The following is an 18,571-nucleotide window of genomic DNA, read 5'->3' on the forward strand; positions in this document are numbered from 1 at the left end:
ATAGGTAACAGTTTTAACCGGACACATGAGTACAAGTGCTAATGTTTTCGCTTCAAACATAAAAAAAGCGGAGCCCTTGGGCTCCGCTTAATACTTGAGAACGCTAGTAAAATAGCATTACTTCTTAGCAAGTTTCTCTTTGATACGAGCAGACTTACCAGAACGCTCACGTAGGTAGTACAGCTTGGCACGACGTACTGCACCACGGCGTTTAAGTTCGATGCTATCAACCATTGGAGAGTGAGTTTGGAACGTACGCTCAACACCTTCGCCGTTCGAGATCTTACGAACAGTGAAAGCAGAGTGAAGACCACGGTTACGGATAGCGATTACAACGCCTTCGTAAGCCTGTAGACGCTCACGGTCACCTTCTTTTACTTTAACCTGAACTACAACAGTGTCACCTGGTGCAAATTTAGGTAGGTCTGATTTCATTTGCTCTTCTTCAAGAGCCTTGATGATGTTACTCATGTTCTTAAATTCCTAGAATAAACTGATACTAAATTAAATAGGTTACTTGCTATTAATTCGATGTTCTTTAATGAACTCGGCAAGTAATTGTTCCTGTTCGTCAGTCAGAGCTAGGTTTTCCAGGAGCTCCGGTCTTCTTAGCCAAGTACGGCCTAACGACTGTTTAAGTCGCCAGCGACGAATGTCCCTGTGGTTACCAGACTTCAGCACACTTGGTACTTCCAGTCCATCTAACACTTCAGGGCGCGTATAGTGCGGGCAATCTAACAAACCATTTGCAAAAGAGTCTTCTTCTGCTGAAGCAAAGTCGCCCAATACTCCCGGAATAAACCGCGAGACTGAGTCGATTAGCGTCATGGCTGGGATTTCCCCACCTGTCATCACAAAATCTCCGATTGACCATTCTTCGTCAACCTCAGTTTGGATGATGCGCTCATCTACCCCTTCGTAGCGTCCACAAATCAACACTAAGTTGTCGTTTTTCGCTAGCTCTTCTACCCCAGTTTGGTCGAGTTTACGACCTTGAGGTGACAGGTAAATAACTTTCGCCTTTCCCGGTGATGCTTGCTTGGCTGTTTGAATGGCATCGCGCAATGGCTGAACCATCATTAACATACCAGGACCACCACCGTATGGTCTATCATCGACAGTACGATGCTTGTCGTGAGTGAAATCACGAGGATTCCAAGTCTCAATCGACAGTAGACCTTTTTTAACCGCTTGACCTGTTACTCCATAATCAGTAACGCTGCGGAACATGTCTGGAAAAAGGCTAATTACGCCAACCCACATCTGTTCTCTCGCTCTTTTAGTTACCAATTAAGGATTAGAATCCAGGATCCCAGTCAACTTCGATCCGTTGAGCTTCGCGATCAACTTTTTTGATCACCTGCTCTTCAAGGTACGGTATCAACCGTTCCTTTTGCCCAAAAGCATCTTTCAGATTTGCTTTCACAACCAGAACATCGTTCGAACCCGTTTCCAACATGTCGGTTACTTCACCTAGGTCGTAACCTTTTGTGGTCACTACTTTCATGCCGAACAATTCGCGCCAGTAGAACTCATCTTCTGACAGTTCAGGAAGCACAGCTGGATCAATTGCAATTTCAAAGTTAGTCAGTAGGTGAGCTTCTTCACGAACCTCAAGACCTTCTAGTTTACACACCATACCTTTGTTATGGCGCTTCCAACTTTCAACTTTTAATTCAACCCATTCGCCCTTTTGACTAATGTACCAAGGACTGTAATCGAAAATACTTTCAGGATTGTCTGTGTAGGTAAACACTTTAAGCCATCCGCGAATGCCATAAGTAGAACCAAATTTACCTACAACAATTCTTTCGGGATTATTGCTCATAGCGTCTTTACCTTTCATCGACGACATACTGCTAACTAAACTAACAATTAAGCCGCTTTTTGAGCGTCTTTAACTAGCTTAGCAACACGGTCAGATACAGATGCGCCTTGACCAACCCAGTGGTTAACGCGATCTAGGTCTAGACGTAGACCTTCTTCTTGACCAGTAGCAGTAGGGTTAAAGAAACCCACTTTCTCGATGAAACGGCCAGTCGCTGCATTGCGGCTGTCCGCTACTACGATTTGATAGAATGGACGCTTCTTAGCGCCGTGACGTGCCAAACGAATGGTTACCATATCGTCCTCTTTGCTTTCTCAATAATAAAAATGACCTCAGAAGTGTTTCTCTAATGAGCAACCTGAGGTCTCGTGCCAAAATAAAGCCCCGGAATTTTACTCTTATTCCGAGGCATTGCAAGGGGTTTAGCTATTTTTTCACCAGTTTTTGGCGAGCATTTCTCGTGTGACGCAGATAACAGTTTGAAACTTAAGGAACTGAAACCTGACTCAATATACGACTATCGACCAAACGGATTAAAGCCGCCGCCACCCATACCACCCATCATGCCTTGCATGTTACGCATCATTCCGCGCATGCCACCTTTCTGCATCTTCTTCATCATCTTTTGCATCTGAGTGAATTGTTTCAGTAAGCGGTTAACATCTTGCACTTGGGTGCCAGAACCTGCAGCAATACGCTTTTTTCGAGAACCTTTAATCAGCTCTGGACGTTGACGCTCTTTCATTGTCATTGAGTTGATGATGGCTTCCATCTGCTTAAACATCTTGTCGTCGACTTTGTCTTTCACGTTGGCAGGTAGGTTAGACATGCCCGGTAGCTTGTCCATCATTCCCATCATACCGCCCATATTCTGCATCTGACCAAGTTGCTCACGGAAATCTTCTAGGTCGAAACCTTTCTTCTCCTTGAACTTCTTCGCCATCTTTTCTGCTTTATCGGTATCAACATTACGTTGTAAATCTTCGATAAGAGAGAGAACGTCACCCATACCCAAGATACGTGATGCAACGCGATCTGGGTGGAAAGGTTCTAGTGCGTCGGTTTTTTCACCCACACCCAAGAATTTAACTGGTTTACCCGTAATATGACGAACAGAAAGCGCCGCACCACCACGAGCATCGCCGTCGACTTTCGTTAAGATAACACCAGTTAACGGCAGCGCATCACCAAACGCCTTTGCTGTGTTCGCCGCATCCTGACCTGTCATCGCATCGACAACAAACAGTGTTTCCACTGGGTTGATGGCGGAGTGAAGATCTTTAATCTCATCCATCATCTCATGGTCAACCGCTAAACGACCCGCGGTATCGACAATCAATACGTCATAGAATTTTTTCTTCGCATGATCAATAGCAGCATTGGCAATATCAATTGGCTTTTGATCTGCTGATGAAGGGAAGAAATCAACGCCAATATCGGTAGCCAATGTTTCTAGCTGTTTGATCGCTGCTGGACGATAAACGTCGGCAGATACAACCAGAACTTTCTTCTTATCACGCTCATGCAACAGTTTAGAAAGCTTACCGACACTGGTTGTTTTACCCGCACCTTGCAGACCAGCCATCAAGATAACCGCAGGCGGCTGTGCCGCTAAGTCCAGCGCTTCGTTGGACTCACCCATCACTGACTCAAGCTCGGCTTGAACGATCTTGATGAACTCTTGGCCCGGAGTTAGGGATTTAGAGACTTCGACACCAACGGCACGTTCTTTTACGCCTTTGATGAAATCTCGAACCACTGGCAGAGCAACGTCGGCTTCTAAAAGCGCCATACGAACTTCGCGCAATGTATCTTTAATGTTGTCGTCGGTCAGACGACCTTTACCGCTGATATTCTTCAGCGTTTTGGATAGACGATCCGTTAAATTCTCAAACATTTCTTTCTCTTCGCTGTAAATTGCGATCAATTCTTATGAGTATACCTTAGCCAGCAGTGAGAGTCATACCTAACAAGATCAAATACGGGTCAATACTTTTTACTTCTGAGATGGCTCATTGAGGCGATGCAAGGTATAATTCCTGCTCTAAGCAATCGATTTTTTAGGAAAAATGGACAGTTTAATCGCAATTGCCGCCGCCATTCTTTATGTGCTTGCCATCGCAACTATTATCCCAGGCTTGGTTCATCAGGTAGGGATCCGTACAAAAACTGTTCTCGTCAGTGCGGTTTTAGCGCTCGCATTCCACGCTTGGTTACTCAGCGATCTCATTTTAGGTGGCACGGGTCAAAACCTAAGTATCTTAAACGTGGCTTCTTTGATTGGCTTTATCATCTCGCTAGTCATGAGCATTGCCATGCTTAAAACGCGAATTTGGTTCTTATTGCCCGTCGTGTATGGTTTTGCCGCTATCAACCTTTCCGCTGCGGCTTTCGTTCCCACTGCGTTTATCACCCACTTAGAGCACAACCCAAAACTGCTAATTCATATTTCGTTAGCACTTTTCTCCTATTCTACGCTCTCAATTGGTGCACTTTATGCGATTCAATTAGCCTGGCTAGACCATAAGCTTAAGAATAAGAAAGCCCTGACCATAAATCCTAATCTTCCACCTTTAATGATGGTGGAAAGGCAGCTTTTCAAGATCATTTTGATTGGCACTGGTCTACTTACCGCCACACTTTTTACCGGTTTTGTGTTTGTACAAGATATATTTGCTCAAGGTAAAGCTCACAAAGGTGTACTTTCTTTCTTGGCTTGGATTATCTACTCAATATTGCTTTGGGGACATTACCGTAAAGGCTGGCGCGGAAAAAAGGTGACATGGTTTGCCGTAGCAGGTGCAACATTACTTACTCTGGCCTATTTCGGCAGCCGCTTCGTGAGAGAGATTATTCTAAGTTAACGGACTAGCCATGTTCTTAGCACATTACGAATGTCGCGTTGACAACACGGTATAAATGGTTCATTAATTAACCAGCTATTAACTAAAGGAATTTTGACGTTTTGGATGACATTTCGACCGGTATTTTGTTTGCAATCCTTGCAGGTCTAATTGTAATTTCCGGCTACTTCTCCGGCTCAGAGACAGGGATGATGTCTCTGAACCGCTACCGACTTAAACACCTTTCTAAGACAGGCCACAAAGGCGCGAAGCGCGTTGAGCGCTTGCTCAATCGACCCGATAGGCTGATTGGCTTAATCCTTATCGGAAATAACCTGGTTAATATTCTAGCTTCCGCCATTGCGACCGTGATTGGTTTGCGTCTTTATGGCGACATAGGTGTTGCTATTGCGACAGGTGTACTCACTTTGGTTATTTTGGTCTTTGCTGAGGTCACACCAAAGACACTCGCCGCATTGTATCCAGAACGCGTTTCTTTTATGAGCAGTATCCTTCTTACCATTTTGATGAAGGTATTGTCGCCATTAGTTGTGTTAGTGAACTTCATCACCAACGGTTTCATTCGACTACTCGGCATTCGTGTTAACCATGATGATGAGGACCACCTTAGCTCTGAAGAATTACGCACGGTCGTAAATGAAGCGGGCTCACTCATACCTCGACGCCACCAAGACATGCTGATCTCCATCCTAGATCTTGAGCATGTGACCGTGAACGACATTATGATTCCACGTAATGAAATTACCGGCATCAACATCAATGATGATTGGAAGTCGATTGTCCGCCAGTTAACCCACTCACCACATGGCCGAGTCGTTCTTTATCGTGATCAGATTGATGAAGTCGTCGGAATGCTGCGTCTACGTGAATCTTATCGATTGATGTTGGAGAAGAATGAGTTTACTAAAGAAACGCTACTTCGTAGTGCTGATGAAGTTTACTTTATTCCAGAAGGTACGCCCCTCAATGTCCAGATGCTAAAGTTTCAACGCAATAAAGAGCGCATTGGACTGATTGTAGATGAATATGGTGATATTAATGGATTAGTGACACTTGAAGATATTCTCGAAGAGATCGTGGGTGAGTTCACTACTTCAATGGCACCAACACTGTCTGACGAGATTACCCCTCAAGGTGATGGTAGCTTCTTAATTGAAGGGAGCGCGAACATTCGAGACATTAATAAGGGATTAAAATGGACCCTGCCTACCGACGGCCCAAGGACATTAAATGGTTTGATGTTAGAGTACTTAGAGGAAATACCGGAGAGCCACCTAAGTGTGCACGTTGCCGGTCATCAGATGGAAATTGTCGAACTGGAAGAGAACCGTATTAAGATGGTTAAAGTCTTTCCCAAGAGTAAAAAATAACGAATCTACTCGAAAAAACGGCACCCAACCCAAGGGTGCCGTTTTTTTATCTGCGGAGCAAGCAGCCTAGTTGATATTTGGCCCCAACCACTTCTCAGCTTCCGTTTGATCCCAGCCTTTACGATCCGCATAGCTGTCTACCTGATCTTGCTGAATCTGGGCAATAGCAAAGTATCGAGAATCAGGGTGTGAGAAATACCACCCGGATACAGAAGCACCTGGCCACATCGCATAACTCGAAGTCAGCAACATACCAATGGTTTGCTCAACCTCGAGTAGCTCCCACAACGCGCCTTTTTCCGTGTGCTCTGGACAGGCTGGGTAACCTGGAGCTGGTCGAATACCTTGGTACTTTTCACGAATCAGATCGTCATTAGACAGAGCTTCATCTGCCGAATAACCCCAAATCTCTTTGCGAACTTTCTCATGCATATATTCTGCAAACGCTTCTGCCAAACGGTCGGCAACCGCTTGAATCATGATCGCATTGTAGTCATCACCTTGAGCTTTGTACTCATCAGCCAGTTCACGCTCACCAATTCCACCAGTTACCGCAAAAGCGCCAATCCAATCTTGCTTGCCCGTTTCTTTTGGCGCGACATAATCAGAGAGACAATAGTTAAAACCTTTCGGCTTTTCTGTTTGTTGACGTAAGTTGTGCAGTACTTTATGCACTTCAGTGCGAGTTTCGTCCGTGTACACTTCAATGTCATCGCCCACGGATGCCGCAGGGAACAGAGCACACATGCCACTCGCTTTTAGCAAACCTTCACGCTCAACTCGGTCTAACAACTCATTGGCATCATGAAACAGTCGCTTCGCTTCTTCCCCTACCTCTTCATGTTCTAATATTGCTGGATACTTGCCCACCAGCGACCAAGTCATAAAGAAAGGTGTCCAATCGATATAGTGTCTTAGTGTGGCGACCTCAAAGTTCTCAAATACATGCACGCCCGGCTTCACTGGAGCCGGTGGCGTATAGTTTTGCCAATCGATAGCCACTTTATTCGCTCTTGCTTCTTCGAGCGTGACAGGTTTGGTTCTCGGCTTTTTACGGTTGTGCTGATCGCGCACCCGTTCATAATCAATATCAAGCTTTTCAATAAAGGCCGGTTTAAGCTCTTTAGACAACAGTGAAGTACAAACACCTACTGCACGAGAGGCGTTATTCACGTATACCACAGGCTCGCTGTAGTTCTGTTCGATTTTCACTGCCGTATGCGCTTTCGAAGTCGTTGCTCCGCCTATCAATAGCGGTAGAGTGAAGCCTTGACGCTCCATCTCTTTTGCCACATGGACCATCTCATCAAGAGACGGAGTAATCAGTCCAGAAAGACCTATGATATCCACGTTCTCTTCTTTAGCGACCTTAAGAATCGTTTCACACGGCACCATCACGCCTAGATCAATGATTTCGTAGTTGTTACATTGCAGCACAACCCCAACGATGTTCTTACCGATATCGTGTACATCGCCTTTTACGGTCGCCAGTAAGATCTTGCCGTTTGAAGAGCCGGCTTGTTTTTCTGCATTAATAAATGGCTCTAGATGGGCAACCGCCTGCTTCATAACACGAGCGGATTTTACTACCTGAGGTAAGAACATTTTGCCTTCACCAAACAAGTCACCCACCACGTTCATGCCATCCATTAATGGCCCTTCAATGACTTCTAGAGGTTTAGACGCATTCAAACGCGCCTCTTCGGTATCTTCAACAATAAACTCAGTGATACCTTTTACCAAAGCGTGCTCTAAACGCTTTGAAACCGGCCAAGTACGCCATTCAAGGGCACTTGCATCCTCTTCCTTACCAACGCCCTTGTCAGCATATTCAGCAGCCATCTCAAGCAGTCTTTCAGTACCATCATCGCGACGATTAAGTACGACATCCTCAACCGCTTCGCGCAATTTCTCAGGCACATTGTCATAAATCTCTAGCTGACCGGCATTGACGATCCCCATGTCCATACCATTTTTAAAGCAGTGATAAAGGAACACGGCGTGAATGGCTTCGCGGACATAGTTGTTACCGCGGAAAGAGAACGACACGTTAGACACACCACCAGAAATCATGGCATGTGGCAGGTCACGCTTGATATCAGCGACAGCTTCAATAAAGTCCACAGCGTAGTTGTTGTGCTCTTCAATACCTGTCGCCACAGCAAAGATGTTAGGGTCAAAAATGATATCTTCAGGAGGGAAGCCTACTTCATCAACAAGAATATTGTAGGCATTGGTACAGATTTCTAGCTTGCGCTCACGCGTTTCTGCTTGGCCTATTTCATCAAACGCCATTACGATAACGGCTGCGCCATAACGTCTGATCAGTTTCGCTTGCTCGACAAATTTCTCTTTGCCTTCTTTCATGGAAATCGAGTTAACGATGCCTTTACCTTGAATACACTTCAGGCCAGCTTCAATCACTTCCCATTTTGAAGAGTCAACCATGATTGGTACTTTAGAGATTTCTGGTTCAGAAGCGCACAGGTTTAAAAAGCGAACCATGCATGCCTCAGCGTCAAGCATGCCCTCATCCATATTGATATCGATGATCTGCGCGCCATTTTCGACTTGCTGACGAGCGACTTCTAATGCCTCGTCATATTGCTCTTCTTTGATAAGGCGCTTAAATCGTGCAGAGCCGGTTACATTAGTACGTTCACCAACGTTGATAAATAAAGACTCTTTCTCAATCGTCAGTGGCTCTAGCCCTGATAATCGACACGCCACAGGTAGTTCAGGTAAAGGGCGAGGAGTGACGCCTTCAACGGCGTTGGCCATTTGACGAATATGCTCTGGTGTCGTGCCACAACAGCCACCAACAAGGTTCAAGAAACCACTGCGCGCCCACTCACCAATGTGTTCTGCCATGTCTTCTGGCGACAAGTCATATTCACCAAAAGCATTAGGCAAACCCGCGTTAGGGTGCGCTGACACAAAGCTCTCGCTAATACGCGACATTTCTTCAACGTACTGTCTAAGTTCATCAGGACCGAGGGCACAGTTTAAGCCAAAGGAAAGCGGCCTTACGTGGCGTAACGCGTTGTAGAAAGCTTCTGTTGTTTGACCTGAAAGCGTTCGGCCTGATGCATCGGTAATGGTTCCCGAAATCATCACTGGCAGTTCATAGCCAAGCTCTTCAAATACAGTTTCAACGGCAAAAGCACACGCTTTGGCATTGAGCGTATCGAAGATAGTTTCGATAAGGATAAGGTCTGAGCCGCCTTTAATCAGTGCATGTGTTGACTCTGAATACGCCTCGACCAATTCATCAAACGTGACATTACGGTGCCCGGGATCATTCACATCAGGAGAAATCGAACACGTTCGGTTAGTTGGGCCGAGTACACCAGCAACATATCGTGGTCGGTCTGGTGTTTTAGCGGTCCATTCATCGGCAGCTTGCCGAGCCAATTTTGCCGCTTGGTAGTTAATTTCCTCGCTCAGCGACTCCATGTCATAGTCGGCCATCGCAATCGTGGTAGCGTTGAAGGTATTGGTTTCTAGGATATCTGCGCCAGCTTCCAAATAAGCGCTATGGATCTCTTTAATAAGGGCTGGCTGGGTCAACACTAAAAGATCGTTATTTCCCTTCAGATCACTCGGCCAGTCCGCAAAGCGCTCACCTCGGTAGTCTTGTTCTTCAAGTTTATAACCCTGAATCATGGTGCCCATACCACCATCAATCAGTAAAATTCTTTGCCTTAACTGACGCTCTATTTGTTGTCTTACGTTACTTCCCACGATACTGCCTCATTCCTTGCTTATGCCGTCATCGTATCACAGATTTTTTAGAAATCTAGACGTCTAAAAATCTTTCTAATGTCGCAACAACCAACTTAACTAACTACATAGAAGGACACAAGCCCTTCCCTATGTAGCATTTTCGAAACAATTCGGTTTTAGAAACGAGAAAAATCCACAAGTTATCGTTTTAAGCTCTAATCTATAAGCAAGAGAAATGAATTCAAAAATAGTGATTGATATTCCCGGAAGAGAAGCACAAAATCCCATTCACATTTTTATACAAACTAGGTGGAGTGATGTCCGTTTATCAGACTTTATGTTTTTTGTCGGCAGCGGCGATGTTAATTGCCTTTGTAAACAGCAAGATAGGTAGAATGCAAACTACGATAGCCATCACAGCTGGTGCTATGATGCTGTCGCTATTCATTTTGATTGCTGGCCAAAACGATTGGTTTCAACTCACAGAAATTGCCACAGAGACCTTAGCTGATATTGATTTTGAAGACTTCCTTTTGCAGGGGATCCTTGGCTTCTTACTCTTTGCAGGTGGTTTAGGCATTAAGTTACCTAATTTGAAAGATCAGAAATGGGAAATCACTGTGCTTGCACTCGGTGCAACCCTCTTTTCAACTTTCTTTATCGGTTTTGCGCTTTACGGGTTCTGTAACCTTATCGGCATTCAGTTTGATCTTATCTACTGTTTATTATTTGGTGCACTCATCTCTCCGACTGACCCTATTGCTGTACTGGCTATTGTTAAGAAGCTCAAAGCACCTGAGCGCGTGTCAACGCAAGTTGAAGGTGAATCACTGTTCAATGATGGTTTTGGCCTTGTTATCTTCGTCACACTATTTACCATCGCCTTTGGTAGCGAAACGCCAACGGTAGGCAGCGTAACTATGTTGTTCTTACAGGAAGCGTTAGGCGGCATCATCTATGGCTTTGTGCTTGGTTTGGTATTCCACTACCTCATTAGCTCAACAGACGACCACTCTATGGAGTTGCTGTTAACCATAGGTATCCCAACCGCGGGCTACGCTTTTGCCGAGGTGCTACATGTTTCTGGGCCACTATCTATGGTGGTATCAGGCATTATGATCGGTAATTGGACTCGTTATATTGGCTTCTCAAAAGAAACTGAAGACCACCTAGATCACTTCTGGGAGCTTGTAGATGAGTTCTTAAATGGCGTGCTATTCTTACTTATCGGTATGTCTATGCTGTTATTCCAATTCCACCAAGAAGACTGGATTTTAATGGCCTTCTCGATTCCTCTTGTACTCAGCGCTCGTTATTTGAGTGTCGCGCTCGCATACGTTGGCTTTAAACGCTACCGCACTTATAACCCTTGGTCAGTCCGTATTTTGACTTGGGGTGGCTTGCGTGGCGGCTTAGCGTTGGCTATGGCTCTCTCTATTCCATCAGGTATTTGGGTTATCGAGGACAAACTGATTGACGTGAAAGAGATCATTCTTGTTATGACTTACTCTGTCGTCGTGTTCTCTATCCTAGTTCAAGGTTCAACGATTACGCCGATGATTGAAAAAGCAAAACTGGCAGAAAAAGAGATGGAAGCGAAAAGAACCGCTCAACAAACTGACGGCCAGCAACAAGAATAAATTCGCTTATTGTTTACTAAGAGCCTCACCATGATGGTGGGGCTTTTTATTTAACGAGATAAATGAAAGCGCGAGTAGCAACGAGAAGAGACTCTGAGCACTGCGCTAGCTAATAGGGCGTTGTATTCGTATTAAATGCAAAAAGGCCGCATCTTTCGATGCGGCCTTTTCTTAAAGTGGCTCCCCCTGCAAGACTTGAACTTGCGACATACGGATTAACAGTCCGCCGTTCTACCGACTGAACTAAGGGGGAATTATTTGTGTAAGCACTTGGTCATAATGACCATTGTTTGCTTAAGCACCAAATAATGGTGCCTCGAGGCGGAATCGAACCACCGACACGAGGATTTTCAATCCTCTGCTCTACCGACTGAGCTATCGAGGCAAATAAATGGTGCCGACTACCGGAATCGAACTGGTGACCTACTGATTACAAGTCAGTTGCTCTACCTACTGAGCTAAGTCGGCGACACTTTATTTTGCGTTGCTCGTGCTAATTTTCTCAGCACCAACAATTTCAATTTGTGGTGCCCGGAGGCGGAATCGAACCACCGACACGAGGATTTTCAATCCTCTGCTCTACCGACTGAGCTATCCGGGCTAACGGAGCGCTATTAAACGGATTTTCCACTCTCCCGTCAACGCTTTTTTGAAAAAAACTTCAAAAAAGCGTTCAAGCGCTGCATTTTTCATCGAATCGTATTCGTTTTATGCAGATTAGCGCCATTTAGCCCCTTCCCGCATTAAAATCTTTTTTGAATTTAGTTACTTTCTCCAAATAACGTCGAGCCTCTGCATTGGGGTGTTTTTTCGTCAACGCCCAATAAACTTGATTCGGCAGCAAAGAATTCAGATCGTTCATCGCACGTTTTCTATCACTGTGGAACGTTCGCAACACGCCTCCGGTTCCACCGTTATAGGCTGAAATCATGCTGTACTCCAACGATAATGGATGCCTCACATCTTTCAAGTAGCGGTTTTTCAAAATGTAGAAATACGCTGTTCCGGTATCTATATTTTGCTCCGGATTGAATAAATACTCTGGCGTAGGCTCACCAGGCTTGTTTTTTACCAGATGAAATACATCCCGACCTGCCGTTTTGGGTACGACCTGCATCAACCCATATGCGTTAGCCCAACTCACTGCATAAGGGTTAAAACTGCTCTCTGTTTTGATGATCGCGTAAATCAAATCTTCTGGAATACCATATCGCTGTGATGCTCTACGAACGATGTCCGCATATTGGTAACTTCGCTGTTTAAAGTGATCCGCCACCATCGGAATTTCGACGTAATAGGCTTTTTTGAAATCGACGTTCTTAGTCTTCAGTTTGTTTGCAATCAAGTAGTCAGCAAAACGGTTGGCACGCCAAGACCATTGAATAGGTTTCTTATCTTGATCGACCACTTGGTTGTATAGGAATGGCTGCCCTTCTAACGTAATCGCTTTGGACGAAAATAAGTCGACACTTGAGGGGTCATCTGGAGTCAACAAGGTGGTAATGATCGCAGCTCTAAGGTGTTTCTCCGGCTCCGTAGGTGAGACCGTTTCAATCGTGATGAGACCCTTGCTGAAGTTAACTTCAGCACGACTTAGATAGTTATCGATGTATTTTACGTAGTTACTTTTGCCCGCAACTTTAACTTCATTGCTCCCCCAGCGCTTTTGAATATTACCGCTAAAACTATTGATCAAAGCGTCTAACGCTTTTGTGTCTTTGACATACTGGCCTGGCAGCTCTGCTAAGTTTTTGGCAAAGCGATTGGTTGGTTCATAGTTAACATCATAAATCTTCTCGATAAATTCACGACTACAGCCCACCAGCAACAGGGGAAACAAAAAGTAGATTAACTGCTTCATAGACAACATTAAAAACACCACCCAAAAGGTGGTGCTTAATTTATTCCTTGTAGATTATTCTGACGGCGGCGTATAGCCATCGATGACGACATCCTTACCTTCGAATAAGAAGTTCACCATCTCAGTTTCAATCAACTTACGATGCTCAGGATCCATCATGTTGAGCTTCTTCTCATTGATCAGCATGGTCTGCTTAGACTGCCACATCGCCCACGCCTCTTTCGAGATGTTATCGAAGATACGTTTACCCAGTTCACCTGGGTACAATTGGAAGTCGAGACCTTCAGCATCTTTCTGTAGGTGAGCACAAAAAACCATACGGCTCATATTGTTATCCTCAAATTAATGTCGTTGTAGGGTTTCAATTAGCGACTTAACTGGTGCCGCTAATCCAACCTTTTCTGGATTAGTTATGTTATACCAAAGACCTTTCGACTCTTCCATCACCATTGTTGGAAGCTGGTTAAGTGTCACGACGATTGGTGTTATATCGAGATGATAGTGGCTGAATGTATGTCGAAACGCGATTTCAACCTCTCTGGACTGGATAATTTGTTGCTGGATACCATATTGCTCCAACACCTCATCAATATCCGCACTGGGGCTCTCCGGAAAGCAAAACAAACCACCCCAAATCCCCGTTTGTGGCCTTTGTGCCAACCAGAGCTCATCTTGGTATTTTAAGATGACAAACCACGTCTCTTTTTCCGGTTTGGTTTTCTTCGGTTTCTTCCCAGGATAATCAAGTGGATTGCCCTGTTTGTTAGCAACACAAAAACTTTCTACCGGACACAATGTGCATTTAGGTCGACTTCTAGTACAAACCATCGCTCCCATATCCATCATGGCTTGATTGTACTTATCTGTGTCTTCTGCCGGTGTATGTTGCTCAGCAATTTGCCACAGTTGATTTTCTACTTTTTTTTGCCCAGGCCACCCTTCCACAGCAAAACTGCGAGCAAGAGTGCGCTTGACGTTACCATCAAGAATTGCATGAGGCAGTTTATATACCGATGACAAGACCGCTGCTGCGGTTGAACGCCCCACCCCGGGAAGTGCATTCATAGCTTCAAGAGACAGTGGAAATTCACCACTATGTTGCTCAACCACAACTTGAGCAGCCTTATGAAGGTTACGAGCACGGGCATAGTACCCTAGTCCCGTCCATAGGTGCAGCACTTCATCTTGAGGCGCTTTAGCTAAAGACTCTACGGTGGGGAAATGCTCCAAAAACCGTTCATAATATGGAATGACGGTGGTCACTTGTGTCTGTTGCAGCATGATTTCCGACAACCACACCTTATAGGCGGTCTTTTGTTGTTGCCACGGTAGCGCTTTGCGACCGTACTTCTCATACCAATCTAATATCGCGCGTGCAAAAGGCGTCACAATTACTCTCATCTCTCTTATAATTTGCTAGAAATTGCACCACACTTAGTAACAGAAGTAAAACTGCGTGAAATTCTGATCCGATAATGCTTGCTTGCGAGCAAATTCTTTGGATAATTCCCGCACTGATTATTGAATGAACAGGCTAAACCAATGAGTGAAGTGACTACTAACGAATACACAGAAGATGGCAAACTGATTCGCAAAGTTCGCAGTTTTGTTCGTCGTGAAGGACGCCTAACCAAGGGCCAAGAATCGGCGATGGAAGAGTGCTGGCCTACAATGGGTATTGATTACCAAGAGTCACTACTCGACTGGCAACAGGTATTTGGTAACAACAACCCTGTTGTACTTGAAGTTGGCTTCGGCATGGGTGCTTCTCTGGTTGAAATTGCAAAGAACGCTCCAGAAAAAAACTTCTTAGGTATTGAAGTCCACAGCCCTGGTGTAGGCGCGTGTCTTTCTTCTGCCCGCGATGCTGGTATTACCAACCTACGAGTAATGTGCCACGACGCAGTTGAAGTGTTTGCTAACATGATTCCAGAAAGCAGCATAAGCACCATGCAATTGTTCTTCCCAGACCCATGGCATAAGAAACGTCACCACAAACGTCGTATCGTACAGCTAGACTTTGCTGAAATGGTAAGAACTAAGCTAATCCCAGAGACTGGTGTGTTCCACATGGCAACAGACTGGGAAAACTACGCTGAACATATGGTTGAAGTAATGAATCAAGCGCCTGGTTATGAGAATATTGCGACGGATGGTGATTTTGTACCACGTCCAGATGATCGTCCTTTGACAAAGTTTGAAGCTCGCGGTCACAGACTCGGACATGGTGTTTGGGATATCAAATATCGCCGTACCGCTTAAGTTTCGGTTACTAACTGAAATCTAATCGCGAAAAGCCAACTCTCTGTTGGCTTTTTTGACGCCCTCATTGGGAGAATACCAAACATGAGACCAACCAAACAGATCCTTTCCACGATCCTTAGTGAAGTAAAACCACTGATTGGGCAAGGAAAAGTTGCAGACTACATCCCTGCACTAGCTAAAGTACCTAACAACAAGCTAGGTATTGCGGTTTACACCAATGATGGCGAAGTAATTACAGCTGGCGACGCAGAAGAATCGTTTTCCATTCAGTCTATTTCTAAGGCACTGAGTTTGACCTTAGCGATGATGCTGTATAAACCAGAAGAAATTTGGCAACGAGTAGGCAAAGAACCATCAGGCCAAGCCTTTAACTCACTTATCCAGCTAGAAATGGAACAGGGTATCCCAAGAAACCCATTTATTAATGCTGGCGCTATCGTGGTCGCTGATTTGCTACAAAGCCGCTTATCCGCACCTAGACAGCGTCTATTGGAGTTTGTTAGGACGCTTTCCGGTGATAGTCACATCGTCTACGATAAGATCGTTGCGGCTTCAGAGATGATGCACAGTGATCGCAATGCGGCTATTGCCTATCTCATGCGCTCATTTGGCAACTTCGATAATGATGTTATTCCTGTTCTCAATAACTATTTCCATGCCTGTGCATTGAAAATGAACTGCGTTGACTTGGCTAAGACCTTTAGTTATTTGGCTAACAAGGGGCAGTCTGTTAACACGAAGAAGCAGATCATTACGCCTACTCAAACCAAACAATTGAATGCTCTATTGGCGACATGCGGCCTTTATGACGGTGCGGGAGAATTTGCTTACCGGGTCGGAATGCCAGGAAAATCTGGGGTTGGCGGAGGGATCATTGCCATCGTGCCGGGTGAAATGACGATCGCAGTTTGGTCTCCTGAGCTGGATAAATCTGGAAACTCACTCGCAGGTACCCGAGCCCTAGAAATGTTATCGCAGCGAATTGGTCGTTCTATTTTTTAGTTCTCAATTCAGATCTTTATTATGAATGGCCTTACTCTTTTATAAGTAAGGCCGTTAGTCAATTACACTATGATAGGCACGGTAAAAGTGCGCTTCTTAGCGCTAATACGCCATCGTTGTTCCTTCAAACAAGTGCTGCTGACTATACAACATGTAATTGATTCCGTTCTCATATTGTTCTTGAACACTCTTATCAGCTAAATCGCAATGTACCGGTTCCAAATCGGTTGTATTTTCAGAGATCTGTGCGCAGCTCTCTAAATTTCCATTCTGAGCGTTAATTCTCATCAAAAGATGATTCGCTATCCAGAAGAATTCATTATTGACTGAAAAGTTCGCCCCTTCTTTATAGTCTTCTGATAACAGGCTATGCCCAGAGAACCAAGATGCATTACCGCCCATGATATCAAGTATTGTTGGTGCTATATCACGATGCGATGCCGCGACCGGTTTATTGAGCACTGGGACATCAATATTAACACCACGCATCAAAAACGGAATTGAGACATGACGCAAATCATTTTTAGCCCCAATGGCCGTATGATCAGCCACCAGGATAATTAACGTCGGTTTGCTTACTTTACTTTCTATTTCAGTGACAAAGCGTTCTAAAGCTTGATCAGCATGATGCACGGTACTACGACGACGCTCATCTGGAGTCGCACTACCAAAAACATAATCGCTTTCAGACGGTAGGAAACTGTCGTGAGTCGTACCGGTGTTGATCACCATAAACTTGGGATGACTGCTTTTAGAGTCGAGTTGGCGAAGAGCAAAGTTATAGATACCATCGTCCATATAGCCCCAGTAGTTTGTTGCAAAACTACTGTCAGGAAAATCAAATTTCCCATATGAGTTTTCAAATCCTAATGACTGTGAAAAAGAGCCGACAATCCCTTGGCCACTGCCTTGAATAATAGTGGTCTCCCATCCTTTATCTTTAAGTATTTGCGGTAAACATTGGTATTGCCTTGCCATCAAATCAGTACCCGCTACTGAGCTGCCTATAGGATTTGGCATTGAGCACATAGTCGCGAAGATACCCTCAACGGTGCGAAATCCATTAGAATAAAACGATGACGTGGTTAAAGAGGATTTACGCAAACTATCAAAATAAGGTGTCGCATCGACCTCAGCGCCATAATCCGCCATGTCTACAGCAGCCCAACTTTCTAATAACACCATTATAATGTCTAGTTCTTGTAACTCACTGACATCACTTTCAAAGGATGTTTTGACTTTTTTCTGCAGCTCTAACATTTGTGTTTCAGTTTGTACTGGTGTCCATCGATACGCTATATTTTCCTTACTAATAAAACCGTAATAAGTCATTGCATATGGCGCACTCCAAGCTACTCGAGCTAAATCTGCATCACCAATTTTATAGACACTCATAGGGCTTTGTGGATGATCATCAAAACCACCTCTAATCACAAATACCGAAGAGGCGACAAATAGAATCCCACACAATAGGTTCTTGTACCATTTAGAGTAAAACTCTAGTTTGAACTTACGCTTAACAATAATAGTAATGAAGAACAATGAAATCAGAGTCGCGCCAAGGAACAACCATGGATACTGAATGATTGCTGTACTTGCCAGTTCAAGCTCCATCCCTTTGCCCAAACTAATATCCATTGTGATATGACGGCTAGCCTGACTCATATATATTGCATCAGCCATGGTCGAGAAAACCACACCTAAAACACTAAAGCTAAGCCCGAAAGCATAGAGATATTGGTAAAAGTTCTTAAATCGATAAAAGGGCGTAATGAATAAAAAACCCAATGCCGTAAGCATAAAGGAAACCGTAAGATCGAATCGTATTCCCCATGCTAAAGAATAGATAAAGTCGACAATACTTGTTGAGGTAAAATCAAATTCATACCAACCAATAAATACGGCTTTGGATACAAATGCGCTAATGAAAATTAATGAAATTATTTTCATTAAAGAAATAAACATGCTTACCCTCTTAATATAATAATGTTTATAAATCCTAGAAGGATTCGGCT

The 18,571-nt window shown here is 44.4% G+C and carries 15 protein-coding genes and 4 tRNA genes; 5 read left to right on the forward strand and 14 right to left on the reverse strand.

Annotated features, from left to right (window positions below):
• Positions 1–117 precede the first annotated feature (117 nt).
• From rplS to ffh, 5 genes are all read right to left on the reverse strand, one after another.
• Positions 118–471 (reverse strand): 50S ribosomal protein L19, encoded by a 354-nt coding sequence (gene rplS, locus VTH8203_RS22300; protein WP_096995625.1) that lies wholly within the window; start codon positions 469–471, stop codon positions 118–120.
• 42 nt (positions 472–513) lie between these two features.
• Positions 514–1,263 (reverse strand): tRNA (guanosine(37)-N1)-methyltransferase TrmD, encoded by a 750-nt coding sequence (gene trmD / locus VTH8203_RS22305; RefSeq protein WP_096995626.1) that lies wholly within the window; start codon positions 1,261–1,263, stop codon positions 514–516.
• 34 nt (positions 1,264–1,297) lie between these two features.
• The gene (gene rimM, locus VTH8203_RS22310) at positions 1,298–1,855 is read right to left on the reverse strand and encodes a ribosome maturation factor RimM (RefSeq protein WP_096995627.1); all 558 of its coding nucleotides are present in this window, start codon (positions 1,853–1,855) and stop codon (positions 1,298–1,300) included.
• A 20-nt stretch (positions 1,856–1,875) separates the two neighbouring features.
• On the reverse strand, positions 1,876–2,124 hold the full coding sequence (rpsP, locus tag VTH8203_RS22315) for a 30S ribosomal protein S16 (RefSeq protein ID WP_096995628.1): 249 nt from the start codon (positions 2,122–2,124) through the stop codon (positions 1,876–1,878).
• A gap of 221 nt (positions 2,125–2,345) precedes the next feature.
• Entirely contained in the window at positions 2,346–3,725 is a 1,380-nt protein-coding gene (gene ffh / locus VTH8203_RS22320) for a signal recognition particle protein (protein WP_096995629.1), read from the reverse strand.
• Positions 3,726–3,897: 172 nt separating this feature from the next.
• Between ffh and VTH8203_RS22325 the strand changes: the two genes are divergently transcribed.
• Both VTH8203_RS22325 and VTH8203_RS22330 read left to right on the forward strand, forming a co-directional pair.
• On the forward strand, positions 3,898–4,692 hold the full coding sequence (locus tag VTH8203_RS22325) for a cytochrome C assembly family protein (RefSeq protein WP_096995630.1): 795 nt from the start codon (positions 3,898–3,900) through the stop codon (positions 4,690–4,692).
• Positions 4,693–4,793: 101 nt separating this feature from the next.
• Positions 4,794–6,062 (forward strand): HlyC/CorC family transporter, encoded by a 1,269-nt coding sequence (locus VTH8203_RS22330; RefSeq protein ID WP_096995631.1) that lies wholly within the window; start codon positions 4,794–4,796, stop codon positions 6,060–6,062.
• A gap of 66 nt (positions 6,063–6,128) precedes the next feature.
• Here the strand turns inward: VTH8203_RS22330 and metH are convergent, their stop codons facing one another.
• Positions 6,129–9,806, reverse strand: a complete 3,678-nt coding sequence (gene metH / locus VTH8203_RS22335) for a methionine synthase (protein ID WP_096995632.1) — start codon at positions 9,804–9,806, stop codon at positions 6,129–6,131.
• Between the two features lie 299 nt (positions 9,807–10,105).
• On the opposite strand from metH, the gene VTH8203_RS22340 reads away from it, so the two are divergent.
• On the forward strand, positions 10,106–11,428 hold the full coding sequence (locus VTH8203_RS22340; RefSeq protein ID WP_096995633.1) for a cation:proton antiporter: 1,323 nt from the start codon (positions 10,106–10,108) through the stop codon (positions 11,426–11,428).
• Positions 11,429–11,605: 177 nt separating this feature from the next.
• Here the strand turns inward: VTH8203_RS22340 and VTH8203_RS22345 are convergent.
• The 7 genes from VTH8203_RS22345 to mutY form a co-directional block, all read right to left on the reverse strand.
• A tRNA-Asn gene (locus tag VTH8203_RS22345) sits at positions 11,606–11,681 on the reverse strand.
• A 56-nt stretch (positions 11,682–11,737) separates the two neighbouring features.
• Positions 11,738–11,813 (reverse strand) — tRNA-Phe (locus VTH8203_RS22350).
• Positions 11,814–11,820: 7 nt separating this feature from the next.
• A tRNA-Thr gene (locus VTH8203_RS22355) sits at positions 11,821–11,896 on the reverse strand.
• Positions 11,897–11,953: 57 nt separating this feature from the next.
• Positions 11,954–12,029, reverse strand: a tRNA-Phe gene (locus VTH8203_RS22360).
• A gap of 126 nt (positions 12,030–12,155) precedes the next feature.
• The gene (mltC, locus tag VTH8203_RS22365; RefSeq protein ID WP_096995648.1) at positions 12,156–13,289 is read right to left on the reverse strand and encodes a membrane-bound lytic murein transglycosylase MltC; all 1,134 of its coding nucleotides are present in this window, start codon (positions 13,287–13,289) and stop codon (positions 12,156–12,158) included.
• 54 nt (positions 13,290–13,343) lie between these two features.
• The gene (locus VTH8203_RS22370) at positions 13,344–13,616 is read right to left on the reverse strand and encodes an oxidative damage protection protein (RefSeq protein ID WP_096995634.1); all 273 of its coding nucleotides are present in this window, start codon (positions 13,614–13,616) and stop codon (positions 13,344–13,346) included.
• A 15-nt stretch (positions 13,617–13,631) separates the two neighbouring features.
• Positions 13,632–14,678: an A/G-specific adenine glycosylase gene (gene mutY / locus VTH8203_RS22375; protein ID WP_096995649.1), complete on the reverse strand. Its 1,047-nt coding sequence runs from the start codon at positions 14,676–14,678 to the stop codon at positions 13,632–13,634.
• 153 nt (positions 14,679–14,831) lie between these two features.
• On the opposite strand from mutY, the gene trmB reads away from it, so the two are divergent.
• Together trmB and glsB are read left to right on the forward strand one after the other, a co-directional pair.
• On the forward strand, positions 14,832–15,551 hold the full coding sequence (gene trmB, locus VTH8203_RS22380; protein WP_096995635.1) for a tRNA (guanosine(46)-N7)-methyltransferase TrmB: 720 nt from the start codon (positions 14,832–14,834) through the stop codon (positions 15,549–15,551).
• 84 nt (positions 15,552–15,635) lie between these two features.
• A complete protein-coding gene (glsB, locus tag VTH8203_RS22385; RefSeq protein ID WP_096995636.1) occupies positions 15,636–16,556 on the forward strand; it encodes a glutaminase B in 921 nt (306 codons plus the stop codon).
• A 102-nt stretch (positions 16,557–16,658) separates the two neighbouring features.
• Here the strand turns inward: glsB and VTH8203_RS22390 are convergent, their stop codons facing one another.
• The gene (locus VTH8203_RS22390; protein WP_096995637.1) at positions 16,659–18,521 is read right to left on the reverse strand and encodes an LTA synthase family protein; all 1,863 of its coding nucleotides are present in this window, start codon (positions 18,519–18,521) and stop codon (positions 16,659–16,661) included.
• Between the last annotated feature and the right edge of the window lie 50 nt (positions 18,522–18,571).

It is taken from the genome of Vibrio thalassae, assembly GCF_900089835.1.
GTDB lineage: Bacteria > Pseudomonadota > Gammaproteobacteria > Enterobacterales > Vibrionaceae > Vibrio > Vibrio thalassae.